Here is a 24,504-nt window from a genome sequence, read left to right on the forward strand (position 1 = left end):
AAGAGCATGAAAATCAAGACGATCTGCGCCGTGCTGGGCGCCTGTTTGCTGACCCCGGGCCTGGCGCAGGCGGACATCGTGCAGCGCCAGGTGCTGGCCAGCATGGCCGCCGAACCCGACAACGAGGGCGGCGATGTGTACACGATTGCCGGCACGACGGCCTGCGGCGGCAGGCAGATACGCATGGATGCCCGTTCGGTGAACCTGGGCGAAGCGCCGTACGAGGCGCTGAAAGCCGAACTGGCCCGGCACATCCGCAGCAAGACGCCGATGCGCGTCACCCTGAAAAGCTGCCCCGAGGATGCAAGCGTGCCCATCGTGCGCCAGATCGCCGCCTGCACGCCCGCCACCTGCGCCGATGGCCGGGCGCGGCTGTACCTGCACGCAGGTTTCTACCCCATCGAGCAGGAGCAGGCACAGAACGTGTTGCTGTTGCCCTTGCCGAAAGGCAAACTGCCTGGCACGTGGAAGGTCGATATTTATAGCGTCGCCGGCCACCAGCTGCGCCTGGCGGGCCAGGTCAACCAGGCCGATTATGCCTCAGGCGAGCTGGTGGGCGGCTATGTCACATATTACCCCAATGGCAAGATCGAAAAACAGGTGGCGCAGGATGGGCGGGGACGGCAGGACGGCGTCACCAGCCTGTATCGTGCGGATGGCAGCCTGGAATCGCGTGGCGACTGGCGTCATGGCTTGCCGGAAGGCACGCACCAGCAATATCACGCCACAGGCAAGCTGCGCGAGGCCAGCGTGTACCGCGAGGGCCAGCGCGTGGACGGCCCCGTGCAAACCTTTGATGAAAATGGCAAGCCCGGCACCAGCTACACTTTGCGCGGCGGCAAGATGGAAGGCGCGCTGCTTGCGTACTTCCCTGATGGGAAAATCTCCAGCCGCGCGGAAATGCAGCACGGTAAGTTCAATGGCGTGAGCACGGATTACTATCCCGATGGTGCCGTGCGCGCCAGGATGACGCAGGTCGACGATTTGCCGGTCGGGGAAGCGCTGGAGTTCTATCCCGACGGTAAGGTGCAAAGCCGCCAGCAGTATGGCGACAAGGGCGGCTTGCTGAGTCTTCAGCGCTACAGCCCGCAGGGCGTGCTGGTGCTGGAACGACGCTGGGATGCGCAATGGCGCGAGCAGGGCACGTCGCGCTCCTGGTACGCAAGCGGCAAGCCTGAGCAGTCGATCGACTATGTGAACGACCGGCGCGACGGCTGGAGCCGCAGCTGGCACGAGGATGGCAGCCTGAAAAGCGAATGCCGCTATGTGGCCGGCAAGGCCCAGGGCGGCTGCGGCGACGCGCCGCCAGAGCCGGAACTGCAGCGCAAGGAGCAGGCATGGCGCGCCTTGTGAGGCAGCTGCTGGGCGCCATGCTGCTGTGGCCGGCGCTGGCCCAGGCCGAGATCGAACAGCGCCAAGTGGTCACGGCGATCCAGGCCGAGCCAGGCAAGGGCGCTGGCGACGTGCTGACCCTGGCCAGCGACAGCGGCTGCGGCGGGCGCCAGGTGCGCATGGATGCCCGTTCGGTCGGGCTGGATGCGGCGCAATACGCGGCCATGAAGCAGCAGCTGGCGCCGCTGATACGCGACGCGACGCCCTTGCTGATGCGCATCCTGTCGTGTCCGGCGCCGGGCGCAGCGGCGGCAATACCCGAAGTTAGCAAGCTGGGCGGCTGCGAGCCGCAAGCCTGTGCCGATGGCAAGGCGCGCCTGTACCTGAATCACAATCTGACGCGCGGCGAAGTCAAGGAGCGGGCGCGCTACGCGCTGCTCGTCCCGCTGCCGCCAGGCAAGACACCGGGCACCTGGCAAGTCGATGTCTTCCACGTGCGCGAAGGCGAGCCGAAGCGGCTGACGGGCCAGGTCAATGCTCCCGATTACCTGCGCGGCAAGCTGGTGGGCAACTACAGCATGTATTACCCGCATGGACAGCTGGAAATGCAGGTGGAGCAGGACGGGCGCGGCGTGCAGGAGGGCGTGCAGACGCAGTATCGCCCGGATGGCCAGCTGGCCTTGCGTGCCAGCTGGCGCAACGGTGCGCTGGAAAGTGCGCCAGGCCAGCCCCACGACTGGGTGCACGCCGACGGACTGGTGGAAACCTTCGACCAGGAGGGCAAGCTGAGCACGCGCAGGACGCAGGTCAAGGGCCAGCCGGATGAATTGCTGCTGTTCTATCCGGACGGCACCGTGGAAAGCCGCAGCCAGTATGTGAACGACATCATGACGGGGCCGAGCACCGGTTATTATCCAGATGGTAAGGTGCGGCGCACAAGCAACTATGTGAATGGCAAGCCTGCCGGCGACAGCGTCGAATATTATCCGGACGGCAAGGTCGCCAGCAAGCGCACGCACAGCGGCCATTACGTGCTGCGCAGCGAACAGCGCTTCAGCCGGGCCGGCGTATTGCTCGTGCACAAACTGTGGAACGCGGGCGGGCGCGAGGAGGGCGCCTTGCGCTCGTGGTATGTCGATGGCAAGCCGAGGCAGCTGATCGAATACGCCGATGGCGAGCGCGACGGCTGGACCCGGCACTGGCGCGCCGATGGCAGTGTGGAAAGCGAATGCCGCTATGTGGCGGACGAGCCGCAGGGGGAGTGTACGGGTGATTCAGCCAAGATGTCGTACACGGAGGATGGGATTGTGTTCGAGATGCCGGAGTAGTGATACGGGCAAGTCATTGCCGTTCGATCACTGATGCGTGGCCAGCCTTTTTGCCAGGCATGCACAGGTATTGGAAATGAGGCCCCCAAGCAGTCGGTCATCGCCTCAAGAATCGATCTGCTCAATGACTAATTCCGTGCACGCGAGCAGTTGCGCCTTGATAAGAGCACTCAAATCAACGTTCACGCCCACGCCTTTAACATGGGCAAGCGAACCGATTATCAGTTGAAAACAATCGTCGGGGACATCCCTCGTATCGAACGCTGGAAGGGGCGGCGCCAACAAAGCAAGTTCGAGTCCGAGTGCCGAGGCAAGGTAGGCCGGATACTCCTCGTATTTCCCGCCTTGATCACGGCAAAACCTGATGCCGAGTGCCTCGCCCAACACGGCAACGGTCGCTTCGAATGATAGCGTGGGGCGAATGTTCAAGCATCCGGTGAAATTCGTTCCCTTTTGATATAGGTCCATAAGCTCATAAGGAAAAATGTGAGGTTTTATGCGGCAACGGGCAAAGGCTTCGAATGGCTGCTTCTGGCCGGAGGCTGCCTGAAAGACATCAGCCAAGCATAGCGGACGCGCAGCGTCTCATGTTACAAGCGCCCGTCGTGAGAAGCATGGATCGAAGTACCCGGAAGCAGAAGCCTTGCCTCCCTCATTGGCGCAGCAAACCGTAACACGGCGCCTGACGTTGACAGCACCAAAACCAGGCCGCCCTTGATTGCTATTTGATCGAATGGATTGGATTGATCCGAAACAAACGTCCAAACAGGTGCATGATTTTGCAGCGATTCCAACACGACTACGCCGATTGAGCCGTGTTCCGCCGCCTCTCCGCACTTGACGATGTATTGTCCGCCATACAGCTCTTCTTGCGCCAGAATCGCAACATTGAGCCAACCGCCAAGTTCCTGTTTTTCACATACGCTGGCCATGCTGCTTGCGTGCACGTCGTAGATATCACCATTGCTGCACAGGAGGCCATTGTAGCTTCGCACTTCCTGGTTCTTCCACTTTGTGGCCATCACTGTCATTGATTCCCTATGCAGAAATGGGCGGCTGCATGCCCTGAATTAAACAAGCTCTATTCTATCTATCCAACATTCGCTTCTGGCCGGTTTAAGCCACAATTCCATACCTGTTCCGAGCAACGGCCGCAAGCTCAGCCTGTGGCAAGCCTGCTTGTTGCCAAAATTCAAAAAAATACTCCAATGTTTCGGCAGAAGCAGCAATATCCATGGGATGCAGGACGCATATGGCCGTTCTTATCTTCAAAACGTCCGGCGCGTCCGATTGGTCTCGCCCTTCGATTGCTCGCCAGAGACGTACGCGCTCGGCGATGACTTCCTCAGCCGTCGCCGCACCGGTCATGTATCGATACGCCACCGCTGCCGCTGCCCTGGCAAGCGCAGGCAATTGTTCAGTCACTCTGCCGATAGCCTCAATCATGAATCGCTGCGCTAAAGATTCTTCTGCAGGGTCATCCAGGTCCACCGCGGATGCAATCGCATCAAAAAGTTTCTTATTCAACATGTGCATTCAGTTTCGGTGATTGCGCGATGCCTGCGGCGGGGCCGCCTCCAGCAAATGGCGTGCCCCCAAGACACAGACCGGGGTCGTACCCTCATGGTAGGACCCCGGACCTTGCATGGCTTCCAGGACGGAAGGGCCTGCTGGCTTAGCGGTGCGGCGGCGTCAGCACGCTGGCGATGGCCTTCGGCAAGGTTTCCGGATAGTCGCGGCTGAAGTGCAAGCCGCGGCTTTCGCGGCGCGACAGGGCGCTGTTGACGATCATCGAGGCCACGTCGACGAGGTTGCGCAGTTCCAGTAAATCGTGCGTGATGCGGAAGTTGCGGTAGTACTCGTCGATTTCTTCCTTCAGCAGGGCGATGCGGTGCTGGGCCCGCTCCAAACGCTTGGTGGTGCGCACGATGCCCACGTAATTCCACATGAAGCGGCGCAACTCGTCCCAGTTGTGCGAAATCACCACCTCTTCATCCGCATCCGTGACGCGGCTTTCGTCCCAGTCGGGTAAATACGGCGTGCCCAGCTTTTCCTTGCTTTCGATATCCTGCGCGCAGGCGCGGCCGATGACGATGCATTCCAGCAAGGAATTGCTGGCCAGGCGATTCGCGCCATGCAGGCCCGTGCAGGCCGTCTCGCCCACGGCGTACAGGCCCGGCAGGTCGGCGCGGCCGGCCAAATCCGTCACGACGCCGCCGCAGGTGTAGTGGGCGGCCGGCACGATGGGAATCGGCTGCTTGGTGATGTCGATGCCCAGTTCCAGGCAGCGCGCGTAAATCGTGGGGAAGTGTTCGATGAGGAAGTCGGCCGGCTTGTGGCTGATATCGAGGTGCACGTAATCGAGGCCGCGCTTCTTGATCTCGAAGTCGATGGCGCGCGCCACCACGTCGCGCGGCGCCAGCTCGGCCCGCTCGTCGTGGGCCAGCATGAAGCGCGTGCCTGCCGCCGCGCCCGCTTCGGGCGGCAGTTTCAGCAAGCCGCCTTCGCCACGGATGGCTTCGGTGATCAGGAAGGACTTGGCATACGGGTGGTACAAGCATGTCGGGTGGAACTGGATGAATTCCATGTTCGACACGCGGCAGCCGGCGCGCCAGGCCATGGCGATGCCGTCGCCGCTGGCCGTGTCGGGATTCGTTGTATATAAATACACTTTGCCGGCGCCGCCCGTGGCCAGCACGGTATGCTCGGCGGCAAACGTGTGCACCTTGCCCGTTTGCTCATCCTGCACGTAGAGGCCGTGGCAATGCGGTTGCGCGTTGCGCTGGGTCGGCTTCATGCCCAGCTTGTCGGAGGTGATCAGGTCGATGGCGCAATGGTGTTCGAACAGGCTGATGTTCGGGTGGGCGCGCACCTTTTCTTCCAGGGTCACCTGCACGGCGTGGCCGGTGGCATCGGCCGCGTGGATGATGCGGCGCTGGCTGTGGCCGCCTTCGCGGGTCAGGTGGAAACCCAGCTCGGCCGTGGCGTCGCGCGTAAATGGCACGCCTTGCTCGATCAGCCATTCGATGGCTTCGCGGCCGTGTTCGACGATGTAGCGCGTGGCGCTCTCGTCGCACAGGCCGCCGCCCGCGATCAGGGTGTCTTCGATGTGCTGCTGGTGGCTGTCGCCCGAGTCCAGCACGGCCGCGATCCCCCCTTGCGCCCAGTTGCTGGCGCCGTCGAGCAGCGCGCGTTTGGAAATGATCGCGACGGTGCGCGTCTCAGCTAAATGCAGTGCAACCGATAAACCCGCCAGGCCACTGCCGACAATCGCTACATCAAATTTCATGACATTTATCTCTTTTAGGGGATGCATACTATATTCCATTTCACTTCATTCGGTAATGTATTGAGATAAATTCTGCCGGCGAAAGATAGCCGGGGCCGTAGCTTGTGGCGCGTCAATGCCTGCGCGGAACAGTTCGCCATGATGGGAAGACCAGATGCCCGGCGCCGTTTTCCTGGCGCGCGGGTGCCGCCTGGTCCTTGCCGCAGGGAGCACGCCATGATCCGCATATTCAGCCATTACGTGTCGAAGACAGCGTTTATCCTGCTGTTGCTGGAGATCCTGATCCTGCTGCTGTCGGCCACGCTGACGTCCCTGTTGTGGCTGGTTGACGGCAGCCGCGTGCTGCGCGTGGGCGAGATTTACCTGTCGTCGGCCATCTTTGCGCTGGTCATCGTGTTCAGCATGAGCGCGCTGGGCATGTACCAGCACCGCTCGCGCGACGACATCCGCAGCACTTTATTGCGCATCCTGCCGTCGTTCGCGCTGGGTTTTGCCGTGCTCAGCGTCCTGATCCGCTTCATCCCATCCCTGCATTTCGGGCGCGGCAGCGTGCTGATCTTTGGCCTGGGCGCCATCGGCGTGCTGCTGGCCCGCCTGGTGGTGTTCAAGTCCTCGGAGTCGGCGCTGATGGAAGGGCGGCTGATCCTCGTGGGCGGCGGCGCGCTGGCGCGCGAGTGCATGGACCTGGCGGCCAGCAAGATCGGCTTTCACCAGTTCACGGTGGTGGGCTGCATCGAGGTGCCGGGCGAACCGTGCTGCGTGCCGGCCTCGGCCCTGTTGCCGGCCGAACCGTCGCTGCTGGCCATGGCACAGCGCCATGCCGCGCATGAGATCGTCGTGTCCGTCAGCGACCGGCGCAATGGCGCTTTTCCCGTGCGGCAACTACTGGAATGCGCGCTGGGCGGCGTGAAGGTGATCGACGCGGCCACGTTTTTCGAGCGTGAAGCGTGCCAGATCCGCATCGATTCCTTGCAGCCCAGCTATCTGATCTATGGCGGCGGCTTCGACCAGAGCTTTGTCCGCGCCGCCTCGAAGCGCCTGTTCGACCTGGCCGCCAGCGGCATCATCTGCCTGGCGGCGCTGCCCGTGATGCTGCTGACGGCGATCTGCATCCGCCTGGAAGACGGCGGCCCCGTGTTTTACCAGCAGGAACGGGTGGGGCGCGACGGCTTGCCCTTCCACGTACTGAAATTTCGCAGCATGCGCTGCGATGCCGAGCGCGAGGGCACGCCCGTCTGGGCGCTGGCCAACGATGCGCGCATCACGCGCGTGGGCCACTTCATCCGCAAGCTGCGCATCGACGAGCTGCCGCAGATGCTCAATGTGTTTCGCGGCGAGATGAGTTTTGTCGGCCCGCGCCCCGAGCGCGCCTATTTTGTCGAGCAGTTGAAGCAGCAGGTGCCGTACTACAACATTCGTCACAGCATCAAGCCCGGCATCACGGGCCTGGCGCAGGTGCGCTACCAGTATGGCGCCTCCGTCGACGATGCCGTGAAGAAGCTGCAATACGATTTGTATTATGTGAAAAACAATAGCCTGTTCCTGGACTTGCTGATCCTGCTCGACACGGTGCAAGTGGTGTTGTTCGGCAAGGGCAGCCGATGATGCGGGCGCAGTCGGCCCTGCTGGCGGCGGCCGACGCGGCGGCGCTCAGCCACGGCCTGGCGTCGCTGGCCTTCTTCGTGCTGGCGCTGCTGCTCATCAGCAACTGGCGCGCGCGGCAAAATGCGCGCGCGCTGCTGGCCGCCTGCCTGGCGACGGGGGTGTGGGCGACCGGCACGGTCATTCTCGTGCTGCTGGGCTGGCGTGTCTCGCTGGCGGGCGACGTACTGGAAATGCTGCGCACGCTGGCCTGGCTGGTGTTCCTGCTGCTGCTGATCGAGCCCTCGCGCGCGCGCCTGCGGGCCGTGCTGGCGGGCATTGCCGCCATCGCGCTGGCGCAGTGGCTGTCCGGCCTGGCCGACCGCTGGTCGCCGCTGGCCATGCCGGGCCGCGCCACGGGCATCGTCTGCCACTTGCTGCTGGCCGTGCTGGGCATGCTGCTGGTGGAGCAGTGGTACCGCAACACGCCGCCGCTCAAGCGCTGGGGCATCAAGTTCGCCTGCCTGGGCGTGGGCGGCCTGTTTGCCTACGATTTCTACCTGTACAGCGACGCCTTGCTGTTTCGTGCCGTCAATGACGACATCTGGGCCGCACGCGGCATCGTCGATGCCCTGTGCGCGCCGCTGCTGGCCGTCTCCGCCGCGCGCAACCCGGGCTGGGCGCTGGGCCTGTCCGTCTCGCGGCAGATGCTGTACCGCTCGGCCGCCCTGCTCGGTTCGGCCATCTATTTGCTGGCCATGGCGGCCAGCGCCTATTATTTGCGCTATTTCGGCGGCACCTGGGGTTCATTGATGCAGATGGCCTACCTGGGCGGCGCGGGCCTGCTGCTGGCCGGCGTGCTGTTTTCCGGCAGCCTGCGCGCCAAGCTCAAGGTAACTATCAATAAACATTTCTATAATGCTATTTTTGACTACCGCGAGGAATGGCTGCGCTTTACGCGCGCCTTGTCCGAAGACGGTCCGGCCCTGGGCGAACGCACGATACAGGCCATGGCGCAGCTGGTGGAGAGCCCGGCCGGCGCGCTGTGGATCTTGCGCGAGCAGCGCGCGTTCGTCCCGGCCGCCAGCTGGAACTGGCCGCCGCAAAGCTGGAGCGAAACGGCGGCGGGCAGCCTGTGCCAGTTCCTCGAGGCGCGCCAGTGGGTGATCGACGTGCCCGACTGCGAGCAGCATCCGCGCCAGTATGGCGGCCTGCTGTTGCCGCCCGCGCTGCTGGCGCTGCCCAGCGTCTGGCTGCTGGTGCCCCTGATCCTGCATGGCCAGCTGTTTGCGTTCGTGGCGCTGGCCCGGCCCCGCGTGCGCATCGGCCTGAACTGGGAAATCCGCGACGTGCTGAAAATCGCCGGCAGCCAGGCCGCCAGCTACCTGGCGCACCGCGAATCGCTCGATACGCTGACGGTGTCGCGCCAGTTCGAATCGTTCAACCGCATGTCCACCTTCATCGTGCACGACCTGAAAAACCTCGTGTTCCAGCTGTCCCTGTTGCTCAGCAATGCAGAAAAGCACCGCGCCAATCCCGCCTTCCAGGAAGACATGCTGGGCACCTTGGATCATTCCGTGCAGAAAATGAAGACCCTGCTGCAAAAGCTGGCGCGCGGCGAGGCAGCGGAGGCGCCCGCGCCGCTGCGGCTGGACGGCTTGCTGCGCCAGGCCGTGGCGGCCAAGGCCAGCCTGGCGCCGTCGCCGCGGCTGGAAATCGTCGATGACGGGCTGACGGTGCTGGCCAACCGCGCGCGCCTGGAACGGGTGCTCGGGCACCTGATCCAGAACGCCATCGAGGCCACAGCCAGCGATGGCAAGGTGGACGTGCGGCTGCGGCGCGAACGGCACATGGCCGTGGTCGAACTGGACGACACGGGGCAGGGCATGAGCGAGCAGTTCATCCGCGAGCGCCTGTTCAAGCCCTTCGATTCCACCAAGACGGCCGGCATGGGCATCGGCGTGTTCGAAAGCCGCGAATACATCCGCGAAGTGGGCGGCAGCCTGGAGGTGCGCAGCGAGCCGCAAGTGGGCACGACGTTTCGCGTGATCCTGCCGCTGCATGCGGCATAGCAAAGGAGTGCCATGGGCAAACAAAAACTGCTGGTCATCGAGGACGATCCCGGCCTGCAAAAGCAGCTGCACTGGAGTTTCGACGGCTACGAGGTGTTGCTGGCGGGCGAGCGCGAGGCGGCGCTGGCGCTGGTGCGGCGCCACCAGCCGGCCGTCGTGACGATGGACCTGGGCTTGCCGCCCGACCCCGATGGCGCCACGGAAGGCCTGGCCACCTTGCAGCAGATCCTGGCGCTGGCGCCCGACACCAAGATCATCATCCTGTCGGGCAACCAGGAGCGCGCGCATGCCTTGAAGGCCATCGCGCTGGGCGCCTACGACTTCCACCAGAAGCCGTTCGAGGCCGACATGCTGGGCCTGGTCATCGCGCGCGCCTTTTACCTGCACGCGATGCAGCAGGAAAACCGCCGCATGCTGCAGACGCAGGCCGATTCGCCGCTGGCCGGCATCGTCAGCCGCGATCCCGGCATGCTCAAACTGTGCCGCAGCGTGGAAAAGGTGGCGCCCTCGTCGGCCAGCGTCATGCTGCTGGGCGACTCGGGCAGCGGCAAGGAACTGGTCGCGCGGGGCTTGCATGCGCTGTCGAGCCGCCATGCGCAGCGCTTCGTCGCCATCAATTGCGCGGCGATTCCCGAAAACCTGCTGGAAAGCGAACTGTTCGGCTATGAGCGGGGCGCGTTTACGGGCGCGGCGCGGCAAACGCTGGGCAAGATCGAACTGGCCCACGGCGGCACCTTCTTCCTCGATGAGATCGGCGACATGCCGATGGCCCTGCAGGCCAAATTGCTGCGTTTTTTGCAGGAACGGGTCATCGAGCGCGTGGGCGGGCGCGGCGAGATCGCCGTCGACGTGCGCATCGTCTGCGCCACGCACCAGGATGTAAAGGTGCTGGCGGAGCAGGGGCGTTTCCGCGAGGACCTGTATTACCGGCTCAGCGAAATCGTGCTGCGCATCCCGCCGCTGCGCGAGCGGGCCGGCGATGCGGCCTTGCTGGCCCACCATTTCAAGAACAAGTTCTGCGCCAGCGAAGGGCGCGGCAGCCTGCATTTCAGCGCCGGGGCGCTGCAGCTGATCGAGGCATATGGCTGGCCCGGCAACGTGCGCGAGGTGGAAAACTGCATCAAGCGGGCCGTCATCATGAGCGATGGCCCGCAGATCGGCGCCGACGACCTGGGCTTGCCCGCCAGCGCCCAGGCGGCGAGCGCCGACGAATCGATCAACCTGCGCCAGGCGCGCGAGGCGGCCGAATACAAGGTCATGGTGCGCGCGCTGGCGCGGGCCGACGGCAATATCGCCCGCGCGGCCGAACTGCTGGGCGTGAGCCGGCCCACCCTGTACGACCTGATGAGCCACCACGGCATCAAGTGAGGCGGGCTCAAGTGTGAATGAAATATCAAGATTGTGTATGGCGTCGCACATACGCTGGCGCCGCCGTGGCGCATCCTAGCCTCATCAACAACAAGGAGGCGCCATGAATGCGATCAATCTATTGATGAAGGACCACAAGGCCGTCAAGGCCCTGTTTGCCCAATATGAAGGCTTGAGCGACCGCTCATTTGCCACCAAGAAAAAGCTGGCCGACCAGATCTGCCAGGAATTGACCGTGCACACGCAGCTGGAAGAGGAAATCTTCTATCCGGCCGTGCGCCGCCCCATCCACGACGGCGACCTGATGGATGAAGCCCTCGTCGAGCACGCGAGCGCCAAGGAACTCATCGCGCAGATCGAAGCGATGGACCCGTCCGACGACCTGTACGACGCCAAGGTCAAGGTGCTGTCCGAGCAGATCGAGCATCACGTCGGCGAAGAGGAGGGCGACATGTTTCCCAAGGTGCGGCAGGCTGGCGTCGACCTGGAGGCGCTGGGCCGCGAAATGGCGGCGCGCAAGGAACAGCTGATGGGCGTGCCCGCCTGAGCATTTGAACAAATCACCAACCAAGGGAGTCATCCATGCAAGCTACGCAACTGTCCGTTTCGGACCTGAACAATCCGGGCGTGTCCTGGGGCGCCGTGCTGGCCGGCGCGGCGGCCGCCGCCGCGCTGTCCTTCATCCTGCTGATTCTCGGCGTGGGCCTGGGCCTGTCGTCCGTGTCGCCGTGGTCGTTCAACGCGACGGCCATCGGCGTGTCGACCATCGCCTGGCTGGCCTTCATGCAACTGGCCGCCTCGGGCATCGGCGGCTACATGGCGGGCCGGCTGCGCGTGAAATGGAGTGCCGTCCACACGGATGAGGTGCATTTCCGCGATACGGCGCACGGCTTGCTGGCCTGGGCCGTGGCCACCTTGATCACGGTGGCCGTGCTGGCGGGCGGCACGCGCGCCGTGCTCAGCGGCGCCATCGACGCGGGCAGCGGCGTGGCGGCGGCAGTTGGCCCGGCCGTAGGGGCGGGCGCAGCGGGCGCCGGTGCTGCCGGTGCAGCCAGCGCCAAGCCGGGCGAGGGCGGCGGCGCCAATCCGCTCGATTATTTCTCGGACATGCTGCTGCGCGCCGCGCCAGCGCCCGTTGCCGCCACCGGCACGCCGGCGATGGCGAACCCCGGCGCCACCGTCGCCGACCAGCGCGTGGAAATCGGCAAGATCTTCGCCACGAGCCTGTCCACGGGCAGCCTGGCCGCCGACGACCGCGCCTACCTGGGCCAAGTCGTGGCCAGCCGCACGGGCTTGGCGCAGGCGGAAGCGGAAGCGCGCGTGGACGCCGTCTACGGCCGCGCCGCCAAGGCCGCCGCCGATGCGAAGGCGGCCGCCCGGCAAGCGGCGGAAACGGCCCGCAAGGCCGGCGCCCACACGGCCTTGTGGATGTTCGTGGCCTTGCTGCTGGGCGCATTCGTGGCCAGCCTGGCGGCAACGTTCGGCGGGCGCCAGCGCGACCATGAACGCGTGCTGCGCCATGTGCCGATCTGAATCCACCATTGACTGATTAATAAGGAGAGTTGCCATGCGTTCCATCCTCTTGCTGCTGTTGGGCATTCCATTACCCATCGTCATATTGATCGCCCTGTTCGTCCGCTAAGCGGGCCAACATGAGAAAAACCGGCGCCCGCTGCAAGGTGGGCGCCGGTTTTTGCATGAAAGCGGCCGCATGTGTAAGATGGCGCCATCCTTCCACCGAGACTATCCATGAACGTGAGCACCATCCGTCCCTTGCTGAAAACCGCCGCCATCGCGGCCTTTGCCGGTACGGCGCTGGCCGCGTGTTCCACCCTGATCGGCCCGCGCGATGTGAATGTGTCGCTCAGCAAGATGCAGCAGGGGCTGGAGCGCCGCTTTCCCATCGACAAGCGCGTGCTGTCCGTGCTGGACGTCAAGCTGACGCACCCGCAGCTGTCGCTGCAGCCCGAGCGCGAACGGGTGGCGCTCAGCGTCGACGCCAGCGTCTTGCCGCCGTTCGTGCGCCAGGGCTGGCGCGGCAGCCTGGCCCTGTCGGGCCGCCTGGTGCTCGACGCGCAGCGCAATGCCGTCTACCTGAGCGAAGCGAGCGTGGACAGGGTGAACATCGAGGGCATGGACGCGGCGAAGCAGCGCCAGTTCGCCCAGGTGGCCAGCCTGGTGGCCGACCAGCTCATGCATGAAACGCCGATCTACAGCTTCAAGCCCGACGAACTGCGCTACGCGGGCGTGCAGTTCGTGCCGACGCAGCTGCGTACCACCGGCACCGGCCTGACCGTGACGTTCGAGCCGGTAAAATAGGGCCGCCCGCGCGCGGCTGCGACAATGATGGATAGCAAGGTGACTCATGGAAAAACAGCTTGCCGAGGAACTCATGCGCGATATTCTCCAGCTGAGCGCACAGCTCAATGTCATCGCGGCCAAGGTGGAAACGCTTGCGCCGCCAGCCGAGCTTGCCGTCCTGCGGCGGCACATGGCATGCATGATGGCGGCGTGCGACGAGCATCTGTTCAGTCCCGTCCTGCGCCAGTATCCGGAGCTGGAGCCGCATTGCTAGGCCGCAGCCTGGCGCCTGGCGGGCCGGCATGACGCGGCCGTCGCCGTCGCCGGCATGCCCGCCCGCCGCCCGTGCGGCGATTTCCTTGCGGCGCAGCGGGCGCGCGACTACCTGCATGCGCGCAGCGGCCAGGCCGTGACGCTGGAGCAACTGGAACAGGCGACGGGGCGCGACCGCTGGAGCCTGTCGCACGATTTCCGCACCTTCTACGGCACCAGTCCCTACCGCTACCTGACGCTGCGGCGCCTCGAGGCCGTGCGCCGCCTGCTGATCGCGGGCAGCGCATTGGCCGAGGCCGCCGCCAGCGCGGGTTTCGCCGACCAGAGCCACATGACGCGGCAGTTCGCCAGGGCCTACGGCCTGACGCCGGGTCGCTGGCTGCGCATCGTCCGGGGCGCGGTGCTGCGCTGAAGCGGCCACGATCGTTCTATCTCTGCGCGCGCGCGGCGCGTATCGTCGGGTTCCTGACTTTAACGGAGAACCACCATGTCGCAATCCACCAGCCATTTTCCCATGCCGGCCGACCGGGGTCAGTGCCGGGCCATCGATCTGGCCGCCAAGCTCGCGCAGATCGACGGCCACTGGCAGCCGCGTGTCGTGACGGAACTGAACGATTACCAGATCAAGGTGGTCAAGGTGCTCGGTGAATTCCAGTGGCACCGCCATGCCGATACGGATGAAGCGTTTTTTGTGCTCGAAGGCGAGCTGCGCATCGATTTTCGCGGCGGGCCTGCGGGCGACGGCGCCATCGTGCTGCGCGCCGGCCAGATGGCCGTGGTGCCGAAGGGCGTCGAGCACAGGCCCTGCGCCAGCGCCGGGGCCAGGCTGATGCTCGTCGAGCCGCGCGGAGTCGTCAATACCGGCGACGGCGCCAGGGACGCGCGCAGCGTCGACAATGACCTGTGGCTCTAGCCGGCCCGCCAGGTCAGCCCGGCAGGGAGCGTTTCTTCACCGCCGGCGCTGCCTGCCTCTGCGGGACTCGGCCCTTAGTCGCGCCGGTAGCGCCCGACATACCGGGCGCGCGGCCGTATCATGGCCGCGTCGCCCGCCTGTTCGGCGGCGTGCGCGATCCAGCCGGCGCAACGGGCCAGCGCGAAGATGCTGATCGCGGCCGTATCGGGCCAGCCGAAAGCGAGCGTCATCGCCGCCAGCGCCAGGTCCGCATTCGGCCGGGCGGCCAGCGCGTCGGCGGCCGCCGCGCACGTGGACAGGATGGCGGCCAGCCGCGGCGTGTGCTGCGCCATGCCGTCCAGGCGCGCCAGCAGATACGCGGCGCGCGGATCGCCCTGCGCATACAGCGGATGGCCATAGCCGGCCAGCTCGGCGGCCACCGACCGGTAATAGGCGCCGATAAACGCCGCGGGCCGGGGCGCGGCCAGCGCGCCGGCCAGCATGCGCATGGCCGCGCCGCTGCCGCCGCCGTGCCTGGCGCCGGACAGGGCCGCCAGCCCGGCTCCCAGCGCCGCGGGCAGGCTGGCGCCCGTCGAGGCGACGCAGCGCACGGCAAAGGTCGATGCATTCAACTCATGGTCGGCCAGCAGCACCAGCGCGGCGCGTATCAGCTCGCCCTGGGCCGCGTCGGCACCCCAGGCCCGCGCCAGCTGCTGGTGCAGCGGCAGCGCGGAAGGCGCCGTGCCGAGCAGGATGGCGGCCAGCAGGCGCATCAGCACCGGGCCCTGGCGCGCCATGGCGCCTGCCGTGTCCGTGTGCGGCGCCACGCAGTGCGCCAGCGCCGGCATGACGGCCATGGCGCGCTGCAAGGGCGGCGCGCCGGGCACGCAGGCCAGCGCGCGCTCCAGCAATCCCGGCGGCAGCGCGGCCGCGTCCTGCGCAAAATAATCGTCGGCGCCGGCATCCCACAGCAGGCATGCCGTGGCCTCCAGGGTCGCATGGCCGGCCAGCGCCGTCGCCTCGCAGCCCCGGTACAGCAGTTGTCCTGCATTGATCTGGGAAATGTGCGTCTCCAGCACGGGCAAGCCCCAGTGCATGGCGGCCACGGCCGCCTGGCCGCCCCGCCTGGCATCGCTGTTCCTGGCCGCCAGGCGCAGCACATCCTCGTGCGGGTAGCGCTTGCGGCGCGCAGGCCCGCTGCTGCCCGGGGACAGCAAGCCCCGGCTCACGTACGAGTACAGGGTGGCCAGGCTGACGCCCAGGATGCGCGCCGCCTCGGCCGCGGACAGGTCTTTGTTCATGGGCGCCATTGTATCTTTATATCGATTGCGGCAATCAAGATTGACGGACCGGGCGGCGCGTCCCTAGACTCCTGTCTTTTCCTCGCGCAAGCATAGCCATGAGTGAATCTACCTTCCGTACCCTGCGCCTGGACGACGCCAGCCAGTTGCTGCAATTCGAGCTGGACAACCGCGCGTGGTTCGAGCGTCACATCGCGCCGCGCGCCGATGATTTTTACACGCGCGATGGCGTGCTCGCGCACATCGGGCAATGCCTGGCCGCCCATGCGGACGGCAGCATGCATCCCTGCGTGATCGTGGACCGGCACGGGCGGCTGGCGGGGCGCGCCAACCTGAAGGATATCGACCGGCACGGCCGCAGCGCCGAAGTCGGCTATCGCATCGGGCAGCGGCAGGCCGGCCAAGGGCTGGCCACGGCCGGGCTGCGCCACCTGATCGTGCTGGCGCGCTCGCAATGGCGGCTGGCAAGCCTGTGCGCCTACGCGATCGACGCCAACCTGGCGTCCGTTCGCGTGCTCGAACGCTGCGGTTTTACGCGCGGCGCCGACGTTCCCGGCATTGCGCTGGTGGCGGGCGTCGCCGTCGACGGCCACCGCTTTGCGCTCGAGCTCGCTGAAGGGGACGGCGCACGCCCGCCAGGCGTCGCCAGCGGGGAGGCGCGGCCGTAGGGCGTCGCGTGCCGCTACACCCAGCTGCGCCAGGCGAGCAGTTCTCCGGCGCTCAAGGGCGGCCCCCAGCCTGCGCGCAACCGCGCCGCGCCCTGCCTGTAGCGGTGCAGTGCCGGCGTGGGCACGCCATGTTCGCCGCAGATGCGCAGCACCGCTTCCAGTTGTTGCCTTGATGCAATCAGATTCTCGCCATGCCAGGTCGATGCGCTGGTCTCGAGCACGTGCTCGACCAGCGTCGTCAGCGTGCCCAGCATGGCATGGGGGATGCTGCTCTTTACCTCGTCGGGCCAGGCATCGCCCAGGCCCGTCACGGCCAGCGCGGCAAAGCCGCGCTCCCAGGAGGCGAAGTCCTGCGGCCCGAGTTGCGCGATTTTCCATGCATGCTCGATGAACGCCTGCAGGGCCGGATGCGTGATCTGGTGGCGGCGGCAAAAGCGCGCCAGGCAGGTGAGGGCGATGCACTGCCTGGCAATCACGGACAGCGCGTCGAGCGCGGCGGCCGGCATGCTCATGGCGCAGGCGGCTGCGCGCCGATGCAGTCGTGGAGATGCCCGAGCAATTGCAGAAACACGCGTCTATCGGCCACGTGATTCATCGTGTTGCTCATGAAAACATCGCCGTCGGCCGCTGCCACGGCGCTGCGGGCTTGCGCGCAGGCGGCATGCAGTTGCGCGCGGTCAAGCTCAAGCAGCGCCGTGGCGATGGCTTCACGCGTGAAGTCGAAGGCGTCGATGCCGCAGCAGCCGGCCACGCAATGGGTTTCCAGGCGGCAGATCAGCGGCCACAGTTCCCCCAGCAAGCCATCGATGTCGACGGCCTGGTCATAGCGGCCGTCAAGATCGATGAATTCGATCCAGGCGTCGTCGCCGATTTGGATATCGTACTGGCGGTCGCGTTCGGTCATTGTCAGATTCTCCTGGTCGGTGGTAGCGCATTATAAAAAAAACCGCCCGAAGGCGGCTTTCATGAAATCGGCAATGCCGGTCTCTAGATAAAGTAGATCAGCGCGATCACGGCCACGACGAGGGCCACGCGGGTCACCTGGTAGGCCGTCTTGTTCCACGCCTTGAAACGGCGGCGGTACTGGCCCATGGTCCAGGAAATCTGGAACAGCTTGCTCACGCCGCCGACCTGGTCGCCCAGTTCGTTGGGCGAGGCGGCGGCCGTCATCAGCGTGCGGCCCAGCCAGCGGTTCAGCGCCTGTGCCCAGCGGTAGCGCATCGGGCGCTCGATGTCGCAGAAGAGGATGATGCGGTCGCTGTCGGCGTCGTTGCGGGCCCAGTGGATATACGTCTCGTCGAACATCACGGCCTGGCCGTCGCGCCAGCTGTGGCGCTCGCCATCGACGTCGATGAAGCAGCGGTCGTCGTTTGGCGTCTGCAGGCCCAGGTGGTAGCGCAGCGAACCGGCGAAGGGGTCGCGGTGGGGGTTGAGCTTGCCGCCTTGCGGCAATTCCGCGAACATGGCCGCCTTGATCGAGGGAATCGATTGCAGCAGCGCATAGGTTTGCGGGCACATCTGCTGTGCCGACGGGTGGTTCGCGTCATACCATTTCAGGTAGAAACGCTTCCAGCCATACTTGAAGAAGGAATTGAAGCCCACGTCATTGTTCTTCTCGGCCGCCTTGATCTTCTTCATTTCCTGCATGCGCAGCGCTTCATCGCGGATGACCTGCCAGTTCTGCTGCAGCGGCGCCAGTTCCGGGAATTGCTCGACGGAAAGATACGGCGTGGCCGGCACCTTGGAAAAGGTGTGCATGAACAGGTTCAGCGGCGCCATGAACGAGGAATGGTCGAAGATCTGGCGGCGGAACGGCAGGCGCACCTTGCCACGGAAATGTATATGTAAAACGGAAAACACAAAAATGCCCAGCAAGGCCCACTTCATACCTAACCCCGATTGTAAAGAATGGGGCAATTATAACCAGTTAATGCCATGGCCACCCCGTGCCACGGTGAAGGAATGATGAAGCGGCGCGCGGGGCGCGGCTGCCCTACAATGGCTTTATCTTGATACTTTTCAGAGGTCACCATGGAAATCTGGCACGCACCGCTCGACCTGGCCACGCTCAACGCCGCCAGCGAGGGCACGGCCATGCGCCACCTGGGTATTGTCTTCACGGCCTTCGGCCCCGACTGGATCGAGGCGACCATGCCCGTCGACCACCGCACCATGCAGCCTTTCAAGCTGCTGCATGGCGGCGCGTCCGTGCTGCTGGCCGAAACCCTGGGCAGCATGGCCGCGAATGCCTGCCTCGACAGCCGGCGCCAGGTGAGCGTGGGCCAGGAAATCAATGCCAACCACGTGCGCGGCGTGCGCGGCGGCCACGTGACGGGGCGCGCCACGCCCATCCACCGGGGGCGCGGCAGCCAGGTGTGGGAAATCCGCATCGTCGACGACGACGGCAAGCTGTGCTGCATCTCGCGCATCACCATGGCCGTCATCGAGGCCCCTGGCACGGGCGGAAACGGCGCTTCTTGATTTGCATCAAGGCATCAAAAGTGAACGCGTGGAATCATCCAGCACGCTGTTCGCTTATAATTCAGTGTGCTCTTGTACCGCGCGGCATCGTCCGCGCGCGTCCACATTGCCCGGAATAAAAGCTGACTGCCCAAACAACGCCAGTCGGAGACGCATCCTGCACCATGCAGGAAAGGCAACACGACGGCGAGCAGATCGCCGGTTCTAGCGGAACCGGCAACAATCAACTTTATACAGGGCAAGAACAATAATGATGTCATTCAATCGTTTGACGATAGGCGCGCGCCTGACGGCCGGCTTCGCCTCTCTGGTGTTGCTGATGCTGGTGCTGGCCGCGTTCGCGCTGCTGCGCATCGGCGCCATCTCGCAGGCCATGGAAGCGCAAGAAAAAGTACAACTGGAGAAACTCGAACCGCTGTACGTGGCCCGCGAAGCGCTCGACCAGACGGGCCTGGCCGCCCGCAATGCCTATATCTTCCACGACCAGGCCGCCGCCGAGAAGGAACTGGACATCCTCGACAGCCAGAAGGCGCTGTACCTGGACGCGCTGGCCAGGCTGGCGCCGCGGTTCGCCGGCGATGCGCAGTTCGAGAAAGTCGGCACCGGCCTGAAGGCCATGGCGCAGGAACTGCTGCGCCCGCGCCAGTTCCGCGCGGCGGGACAGATGGAGCAGTACGGCACCTTCCTCGTCGAGGAGTGCAGCCCGCTGCGGCGCCAGATCGTCGCCGATATCGATACCATGCTCCAGTCGGTGCAGCGCGAATCGGCGCAGGCGAGCCTGGACGCGCGCGCCATCTACGGCCAGTCGCTGCGCTGGATCGCCGCGCTGGCCGGTTTCAGCGTGCTTGCCTGCATCGTGGTTGCCACCGTCATCACGCGCGGCCTGCTGCGCCAGCTGGGCGGCGAACCGGCGTATGCGGCCGCCATCGCGGGGCGCATCGCCCAGGGCGAACTGGCCATCGAGGTGCGCACGCGCCAGGGCGACGACAGCAGTTTATTGTTTGCCATCAAGACCATGCGCGACAACCTGGCCGCCATCGTCGGCAAGGTGCGCCACGGCACGGAAAGCATCGCGACGGCCTCGACCGAGATCGCCACCGGCAACCGCGACCTGTCGCAGCGCACGGAACAGCAGGCCGGTTCACTGGAAGAGGTGGCGTCGTCGATGGAAGAGCTGATCTCCACCGTGCGCCAGAATGCGGACAATGCCCAGCAGGCGAACCGCCTGGCGCGCGAGGCGTCGAGCGTCTCGGAGCAGGGCGGCAAGGCCGTGGCCGAAGTGGTGCACACCATGGGCCTGATCAACGCTTCGTCGAACAAGATCGTCGACATCATCGGCGTGATCGACGGCATCGCCTTCCAGACGAATATCCTGGCCCTGAACGCGGCCGTCGAGGCGGCGCGCGCGGGCGAGCAGGGGCGCGGCTTTGCCGTGGTGGCCACCGAGGTGCGCAGCCTGGCGCAGAGGTCCAGCGCCGCCGCGCGCGAAATCAAGGCGCTGATCGACGATTCCGTCAGCAAGGTGGGCACGGGCACGGTGCTGGTCGAGCAGGCGGGCGCCACCATGCACGAGGTGGTGGCCGGCATCGGCCGGGTGACGGGCATCATGGCCGAGATCAGCCATGCCACGCAGGAACAGGGCGCCGGCATCGAACAGGTCAACCGCGCCATCGTCGACATGGACCGCGTGACCCAGCAAAACGCGGCGCTGGTGGAGCAGGCGGCGGCCGCCGCCCATGAATTGCAGCTGCAGGCGGCGCAACTGGAGCAGGAAGTGGGGATTTTCAAGCTGGCCAAGCCGACGAACGGCCCCTTGCGCCTGGCGGCCTGAGGCCACGCCGCGGAAGGGCGCGGCGCCGCACGCGCCGCGCGCCAACCCTCGTATTCCGCGCTACAATGAGCGCTGGATCACCGCCAGGACCACTCATGCAAGTGCGCAGCAGCCACGATCTCTCCAGCCCGGACGACGACAAGCCCGCGCCGCCCGTGTGGCACCAGGCCTTGGCCGGCCTCGGCTGGGGCTTGCTCACGTGCGCGCTGTGCTTCGCCATCCTGGCCGTCACCAAGGCGCTGCTGCCGCCGCAGTACTGGGGCGCCAGCATAGGCCTGGCCAGGTTCAAGCGGGAAATGTCGCTGCCGCTGCTGGTCTTCTGGGTGGTGATCTACTCGCCCATCCTGGAAACCTTCCTGGGACAACTCCTGCCGCTGGAAATCCTCAAGCGCGTGGGCGCGGGCCGGCGCCTGAGTATCGTTCTCGGCGCCATTTTCTGGGGCGTCGTGCATTACCTGAGCGGCGGCCTGCTGCATGCCATCGTCGCCCTGGGCTCGGGCGCCATGTTCAGCTTTGTCTACCTGCGTTACCGCGAACCGGGCGTGGCCGTTGCCTACGCCACAACGACCTTTTCCCGCGCCTGCAACAACATCGCCATTCTCGTTGCCGTGTTTTACGGTCTCGACACCTAGGCGCCTGTAGATCTTTTCTTCCTGAGCAAATACGGCACCAGCGCCGCCAGCGCCACGGCCAGCCCCGCCAGGCCGTGCAGCAGGTGGCGGAAGGCGGCGTCGTAGCTGGCGCGCAGCAGCGTTTCGTGGCCGCCCAGCAGCTGTGTCGCTTGTCGGATATCTCCCAGCGCGGCGCGGCTGGCGGCCGCCAGCAGCGGCAGGCCGGCCGGCAGCTGCCGCGCCAGGTCTGTGCCGATCAGGCCGGCCAGCACGGCGCCCGCCAGGGCCAGCGCCACCCCGTCGGCGCTGATGCGCACGGTATTGAAGATGCCCGTCGCCATGCCGGCCCGCTCTGTTTCCACCACGCTCAAGGCCATGCCATCCATCAAGCCCCACGGCAAGCCGATGCCCGCGCCGATCAGCAGCAGCGGCCCGGCCAGCGCCGCGGCGCCGCCATGGCCCAGGACCTGCGCCAGCCAGGCCAGGCCCGCCGCCGCCAGCAACAATCCCGCCGCGCACACGGTGCCGGCCTTGACCCAGCGCAATAGCAGTGTCGCCAGCACGGGCACGAGCAGCAGCGGCGCGGCCAGGGCCACCATCAGGCGGCCCGCCGCCAGCGCGGACACGCCATCGATGCCGATGAAGCGCCCCGGCAGCATGACGATCAGCACGATGAACAGGAAGGCGGGCGAGGCGGCCAGCACTTGCACTGCGACAAAGTGGCGCTGGCGGAACAGCGATAAATCCAGCAGGGGCTGCGCCATCCCGCGTTCGACCGCGATAAACATACAAAACAGCAGCGCGGACGCGGCGACGGGCAGCAGCACGGCCACGCTGCGCCAGCCGTGTTCGGGCGCCAGCAGCATGCCCAGGGTCAACAGGGCCAGCGCGGCGCTGAAGCTGGCGGCGCCCGGCCAGTCCAGCCGGTCCTTGCCGCGCGCCGGATCGGCCGGCACGCTGCCCCATACCAGCAGCGCGCCGATGGCGCCCAGGGCGGCCGTGGCGTGAAAGATGGCGGGCCAGCGCGCCATTTCCAGCATGGCGCCCGCCGCCAGCGGACCGAAGGCCAGGCCCAGGCCGAAGGTCGTGCCCAGCACGCTCATCACCCGGCTGCGGGCCGCGCCGTGGAACAGGGGCGCCAGCGACGACATCGCGGCGGCGAACGCGGCCGCGCCACCGAGGCCCTGCACGCCGCGCAGCGCGGCGATCCATGCCACCGAGGGCGCGACGGCGATGGCCACGGTGGCCGCGCAAAACAGCGCCAGCCCCGCCAGCCAGACGCGGCGACGTCCCAGCACGTCCGTCAGGCTGCCGGCCACCATCATGGCGCTGCCATAGCTGAGGATATACGCATTGACGACCCAGTTCAGGGCGGCGGCGCTGCCTTGCAGTTCGGCGCCGAGGGCGGGCAGGGCCACGGCCGGACCCGTGAAGCACAGGGGAATGAGCAAGCCCGTCAGGCAGGCGGCCAGCACTTGCAGCGGGAGAGAAAAGCGGGAGGAAAAGGGCATCGGTATCGGATATGAAAGGAAGAGGGACGAGTATGGCGCGCCCGTCATTGAAGAAAAATGGGCTAAACTGACGAACATATCGGACAAGAATGTCTTCAATGGGGAATCGCGTGGATAGCTTGGGTGGCATCGCCATGTTCGTGCAGGTGGCCGACAGCGGCAGTTTCTCGGCCACGGGCCGCCTGCTGGGGCTGTCATCGTCGGCCGTGGGCAAGAGCGTGGCGCGCATGGAAGCGCGGCTCGGTGCGCGCCTGTTCCAGCGCAGCACGCGGCACCTGGCGCTGACGGCCGAAGGAGAAATGTTCCTGCAGCGCTGCAAGCGCATCCTGGCCGAGGTGGCAGCGGCCGAGCGCGAGCTCGGTGAATCGGGCGGCGCACCGGGCGGCCGCCTGCGCATCAGCCTGCCCCGTTACAGCGGCCTGTTCGAACCGGCCATCGCCGCCTTCATGCAGGCCTATCCCGCCATCGAACTCGATCTCGATTTCTCCGACGCCATGGTCAATCTCGTCAGCGACGGCTTCGACGCGGCCGTGCGCACGGGCGATCTGGCCGATTCGGGCTTGATGCGGCGCAAACTATGCACCTTCCGCCGGCTGCTGGTGGCGTCGCCCGCCTACCTGGCGCGCCATGGCCGGCCCGACGACGGCGCCGCGCTGCTGCGGCACCCGCGCCTGCACTACCGTTTTCCCGCCACGGGCCGCCTGGAGCCGTGGCCGCTGATGGACGAGGCTGCCCAGCCGGCGCCCGGCATGGTCTGCAACAGCGTGGAAATGCGCGTCTTCCTGGCCGTGCAGGGGCAGGGCATCGCCTATCTGCCCGCGTTTGCCGTGCAGCGCGAGCTGGCGGCCGGGCAACTGGAAAGCGTGCTGGACGCGCATACGCAGGCGCGCACGGCATTCTGGCTGCTGTGGCCGGCCAGCCGCCACCTGCCGCCGCGCCTGCGCGTGTTCATCGATTTCATGGTGGAGCAATTGCAGGACCGTTGTTTTGGAGGTCTGCCTTGAGCGATGACCATACCCTTGCCGGGCTGCAGCGCCACGTGGCCGGCGCCATCGTCAGTCACGACCATCCGTTTCGCGTGCCGCCGCTGCCGCCGCAAGAGCCGCTGACGGCATCCCTGCGCGACGACTGGGTGCGCCCCCTGTACATGGGCTTGCACCAGCCCCAGGCGCGCGCATGCGTGGCCCGGCTGGCGCTGGCCGACGACACGGTGATCGCCCGCCTGCTGGGGCAATGCGACTGGCGCAGCCGCACTGCGGGCGCGTATCTGGCCACATTGACCGAGCGGCCCGGCTTCACGGAGCAACTGGGCGGCTTGCTGCTGGCCAGCGAGGTCTGTTATGCGGGTAGCGCCTATTGCCTGGCGCTGGTCGCCCTTGACACGCCCGCCAGCCGCGATTATCTGCACCGTTATCTGGAACATTACCTGCGCCAGCCGCAGCTGCATTTTGAGCAGGCGCAGGCGATGGCCGCCATACGGTATCTGGATGACAAGAACGGTACTGCCGAGGCCGCCCGCCACGCGCCAGCCTGGGCCGATTTTGCGGCCCACCGGCCGGGCCTGACGCTGGACGACGCCTGCGCTGTGTTTGCCAATGGCATGGCCGCTTTGCGCGCCATGGTTGTGCAAAAATGACTATATTGGTGGCTGTCCTCCCCGCACAG

General features: G+C 66.0%; 25 protein-coding genes and 1 pseudogene. 17 read left to right on the plus strand and 9 right to left on the minus strand.

What is annotated here, in order from left to right; translation table 11 throughout:
- The first annotated feature begins 6 nt into the window (after positions 1-6).
- Both AC3RCJ_RS14940 and AC3RCJ_RS14945 read left to right on the plus strand, forming a co-directional pair.
- Complete coding sequence (locus AC3RCJ_RS14940; protein WP_492964532.1) at positions 7-1,353, plus strand: toxin-antitoxin system YwqK family antitoxin; 1,347 nt, start codon at positions 7-9, stop codon at positions 1,351-1,353.
- Positions 1,338-2,660 carry a toxin-antitoxin system YwqK family antitoxin gene (locus tag AC3RCJ_RS14945; protein ID WP_492964533.1) on the plus strand — a complete coding sequence of 441 codons (1,323 nt, stop codon included), beginning with the start codon at positions 1,338-1,340 and terminating at the stop codon, positions 2,658-2,660. Before AC3RCJ_RS14940 ends, AC3RCJ_RS14945 begins: the two co-directional genes overlap by 16 nt.
- A 105-nt stretch (positions 2,661-2,765) precedes the next feature.
- Here the strand turns inward: AC3RCJ_RS14945 and AC3RCJ_RS14950 are convergent, their stop codons facing one another.
- The 4 genes from AC3RCJ_RS14950 to nadB all read right to left on the minus strand — a co-directional run bounded on the left by AC3RCJ_RS14950 (position 2,766) and on the right by nadB (position 5,949).
- Positions 2,766-3,224 (minus strand): hypothetical protein, encoded by a 459-nt coding sequence (locus tag AC3RCJ_RS14950; RefSeq protein ID WP_492964534.1) that lies wholly within the window; start codon positions 3,222-3,224, stop codon positions 2,766-2,768.
- A gap of 26 nt (positions 3,225-3,250) precedes the next feature.
- Positions 3,251-3,691 carry a hypothetical protein gene (locus AC3RCJ_RS14955; protein WP_492964535.1) on the minus strand — a complete coding sequence of 147 codons (441 nt, stop codon included), beginning with the start codon at positions 3,689-3,691 and terminating at the stop codon, positions 3,251-3,253.
- Between the two features lie 85 nt (positions 3,692-3,776).
- Positions 3,777-4,190 (minus strand): hypothetical protein, encoded by a 414-nt coding sequence (locus tag AC3RCJ_RS14960; RefSeq protein ID WP_492964536.1) that lies wholly within the window; start codon positions 4,188-4,190, stop codon positions 3,777-3,779.
- A 145-nt stretch (positions 4,191-4,335) separates the two neighbouring features.
- Positions 4,336-5,949: an L-aspartate oxidase gene (nadB, locus tag AC3RCJ_RS14965; protein ID WP_492964537.1), complete on the minus strand. Its 1,614-nt coding sequence runs from the start codon at positions 5,947-5,949 to the stop codon at positions 4,336-4,338.
- A 216-nt stretch (positions 5,950-6,165) separates the two neighbouring features.
- Here nadB and AC3RCJ_RS14970 point away from each other — a divergent pair, with 216 nt between their 5' ends.
- The 9 genes and pseudogenes from AC3RCJ_RS14970 to AC3RCJ_RS15010 all read left to right on the plus strand — a co-directional run bounded on the left by AC3RCJ_RS14970 (position 6,166) and on the right by AC3RCJ_RS15010 (position 14,457).
- Positions 6,166-7,554, plus strand: a complete 1,389-nt coding sequence (locus AC3RCJ_RS14970) for a TIGR03013 family XrtA/PEP-CTERM system glycosyltransferase (protein ID WP_492964538.1) — start codon at positions 6,166-6,168, stop codon at positions 7,552-7,554.
- Positions 7,551-9,602: an XrtA/PEP-CTERM system histidine kinase PrsK gene (gene prsK, locus AC3RCJ_RS14975; protein ID WP_492964539.1), complete on the plus strand. Its 2,052-nt coding sequence runs from the start codon at positions 7,551-7,553 to the stop codon at positions 9,600-9,602. Before AC3RCJ_RS14970 ends, prsK begins: the two co-directional genes overlap by 4 nt.
- A gap of 12 nt (positions 9,603-9,614) precedes the next feature.
- Positions 9,615-10,970 (plus strand): PEP-CTERM-box response regulator transcription factor, encoded by a 1,356-nt coding sequence (prsR, locus tag AC3RCJ_RS14980; protein ID WP_492964540.1) that lies wholly within the window; start codon positions 9,615-9,617, stop codon positions 10,968-10,970.
- 103 nt (positions 10,971-11,073) lie between these two features.
- On the plus strand, positions 11,074-11,517 hold the full coding sequence (locus AC3RCJ_RS14985; RefSeq protein WP_492964541.1) for a hemerythrin domain-containing protein: 444 nt from the start codon (positions 11,074-11,076) through the stop codon (positions 11,515-11,517).
- A 35-nt stretch (positions 11,518-11,552) separates the two neighbouring features.
- Positions 11,553-12,503: a hypothetical protein gene (locus AC3RCJ_RS14990; RefSeq protein ID WP_492964542.1), complete on the plus strand. Its 951-nt coding sequence runs from the start codon at positions 11,553-11,555 to the stop codon at positions 12,501-12,503.
- A 216-nt stretch (positions 12,504-12,719) separates the two neighbouring features.
- Complete coding sequence (locus AC3RCJ_RS14995) at positions 12,720-13,289, plus strand: DUF1439 domain-containing protein (protein ID WP_492964543.1); 570 nt, start codon at positions 12,720-12,722, stop codon at positions 13,287-13,289.
- Between the two features lie 46 nt (positions 13,290-13,335).
- Positions 13,336-13,545 (plus strand): hypothetical protein, encoded by a 210-nt coding sequence (locus AC3RCJ_RS15000; protein WP_492964544.1) that lies wholly within the window; start codon positions 13,336-13,338, stop codon positions 13,543-13,545.
- 33 nt (positions 13,546-13,578) lie between these two features.
- Positions 13,579-13,956, plus strand: a pseudogene (locus tag AC3RCJ_RS15005) (helix-turn-helix domain-containing protein); the annotation flags it as partial.
- A 75-nt stretch (positions 13,957-14,031) separates the two neighbouring features.
- Positions 14,032-14,457 (plus strand): cupin domain-containing protein, encoded by a 426-nt coding sequence (locus AC3RCJ_RS15010; protein ID WP_492964545.1) that lies wholly within the window; start codon positions 14,032-14,034, stop codon positions 14,455-14,457.
- A gap of 74 nt (positions 14,458-14,531) precedes the next feature.
- On the opposite strand, the gene AC3RCJ_RS15015 is transcribed toward AC3RCJ_RS15010, so the two are convergent.
- Positions 14,532-15,737, minus strand: a complete 1,206-nt coding sequence (locus AC3RCJ_RS15015; protein ID WP_492964546.1) for a citrate synthase family protein — start codon at positions 15,735-15,737, stop codon at positions 14,532-14,534.
- A 98-nt stretch (positions 15,738-15,835) separates the two neighbouring features.
- Between AC3RCJ_RS15015 and AC3RCJ_RS15020 the strand changes: the two genes are divergently transcribed.
- Positions 15,836-16,405 (plus strand): GNAT family N-acetyltransferase, encoded by a 570-nt coding sequence (locus tag AC3RCJ_RS15020; RefSeq protein ID WP_492964547.1) that lies wholly within the window; start codon positions 15,836-15,838, stop codon positions 16,403-16,405.
- Between the two features lie 14 nt (positions 16,406-16,419).
- Here AC3RCJ_RS15020 and AC3RCJ_RS15025 read toward each other — a convergent pair whose 3' ends face one another.
- The 3 genes from AC3RCJ_RS15025 to lpxO form a co-directional block, all read right to left on the minus strand.
- Positions 16,420-16,917 carry a hypothetical protein gene (locus AC3RCJ_RS15025; protein ID WP_492964548.1) on the minus strand — a complete coding sequence of 166 codons (498 nt, stop codon included), beginning with the start codon at positions 16,915-16,917 and terminating at the stop codon, positions 16,420-16,422.
- Entirely contained in the window at positions 16,914-17,309 is a 396-nt protein-coding gene (locus tag AC3RCJ_RS15030; protein WP_492964549.1) for a DUF6331 family protein, read from the minus strand. Before AC3RCJ_RS15030 ends, AC3RCJ_RS15025 begins: the two co-directional genes overlap by 4 nt.
- 83 nt (positions 17,310-17,392) lie before the next feature.
- A complete protein-coding gene (gene lpxO / locus AC3RCJ_RS15035; protein WP_492964550.1) occupies positions 17,393-18,292 on the minus strand; it encodes a lipid A hydroxylase LpxO in 900 nt (299 codons plus the stop codon).
- Between the two features lie 144 nt (positions 18,293-18,436).
- On the opposite strand from lpxO, the gene AC3RCJ_RS15040 reads away from it, so the two are divergent.
- The 3 genes from AC3RCJ_RS15040 to AC3RCJ_RS15050 all read left to right on the plus strand — a co-directional run bounded on the left by AC3RCJ_RS15040 (position 18,437) and on the right by AC3RCJ_RS15050 (position 21,349).
- Positions 18,437-18,886 carry a hotdog fold thioesterase gene (locus AC3RCJ_RS15040; RefSeq protein WP_492964551.1) on the plus strand — a complete coding sequence of 150 codons (450 nt, stop codon included), beginning with the start codon at positions 18,437-18,439 and terminating at the stop codon, positions 18,884-18,886.
- 250 nt (positions 18,887-19,136) lie between these two features.
- Positions 19,137-20,717, plus strand: a complete 1,581-nt coding sequence (locus AC3RCJ_RS15045) for a methyl-accepting chemotaxis protein (RefSeq protein ID WP_492964552.1) — start codon at positions 19,137-19,139, stop codon at positions 20,715-20,717.
- A 95-nt stretch (positions 20,718-20,812) separates the two neighbouring features.
- On the plus strand, positions 20,813-21,349 hold the full coding sequence (locus AC3RCJ_RS15050) for a hypothetical protein (RefSeq protein WP_492964553.1): 537 nt from the start codon (positions 20,813-20,815) through the stop codon (positions 21,347-21,349).
- On the opposite strand, the gene AC3RCJ_RS15055 is transcribed toward AC3RCJ_RS15050, so the two are convergent.
- On the minus strand, positions 21,346-22,839 hold the full coding sequence (locus AC3RCJ_RS15055; protein ID WP_492964554.1) for an MFS transporter: 1,494 nt from the start codon (positions 22,837-22,839) through the stop codon (positions 21,346-21,348). The genes AC3RCJ_RS15050 and AC3RCJ_RS15055 overlap by 4 nt on opposite strands.
- 110 nt (positions 22,840-22,949) lie before the next feature.
- Between AC3RCJ_RS15055 and AC3RCJ_RS15060 the strand changes: the two genes are divergently transcribed.
- Both AC3RCJ_RS15060 and AC3RCJ_RS15065 read left to right on the plus strand, forming a co-directional pair.
- The gene (locus AC3RCJ_RS15060) at positions 22,950-23,843 is read left to right on the plus strand and encodes a LysR family transcriptional regulator (RefSeq protein WP_492964555.1); all 894 of its coding nucleotides are present in this window, start codon (positions 22,950-22,952) and stop codon (positions 23,841-23,843) included.
- Positions 23,840-24,475 carry a DUF6000 family protein gene (locus AC3RCJ_RS15065; protein ID WP_492964556.1) on the plus strand — a complete coding sequence of 212 codons (636 nt, stop codon included), beginning with the start codon at positions 23,840-23,842 and terminating at the stop codon, positions 24,473-24,475. Before AC3RCJ_RS15060 ends, AC3RCJ_RS15065 begins: the two co-directional genes overlap by 4 nt.
- Positions 24,476-24,504 lie beyond the last annotated feature (29 nt).

This window comes from Janthinobacterium sp. GW822-FHT07H11 (assembly GCF_058798615.1).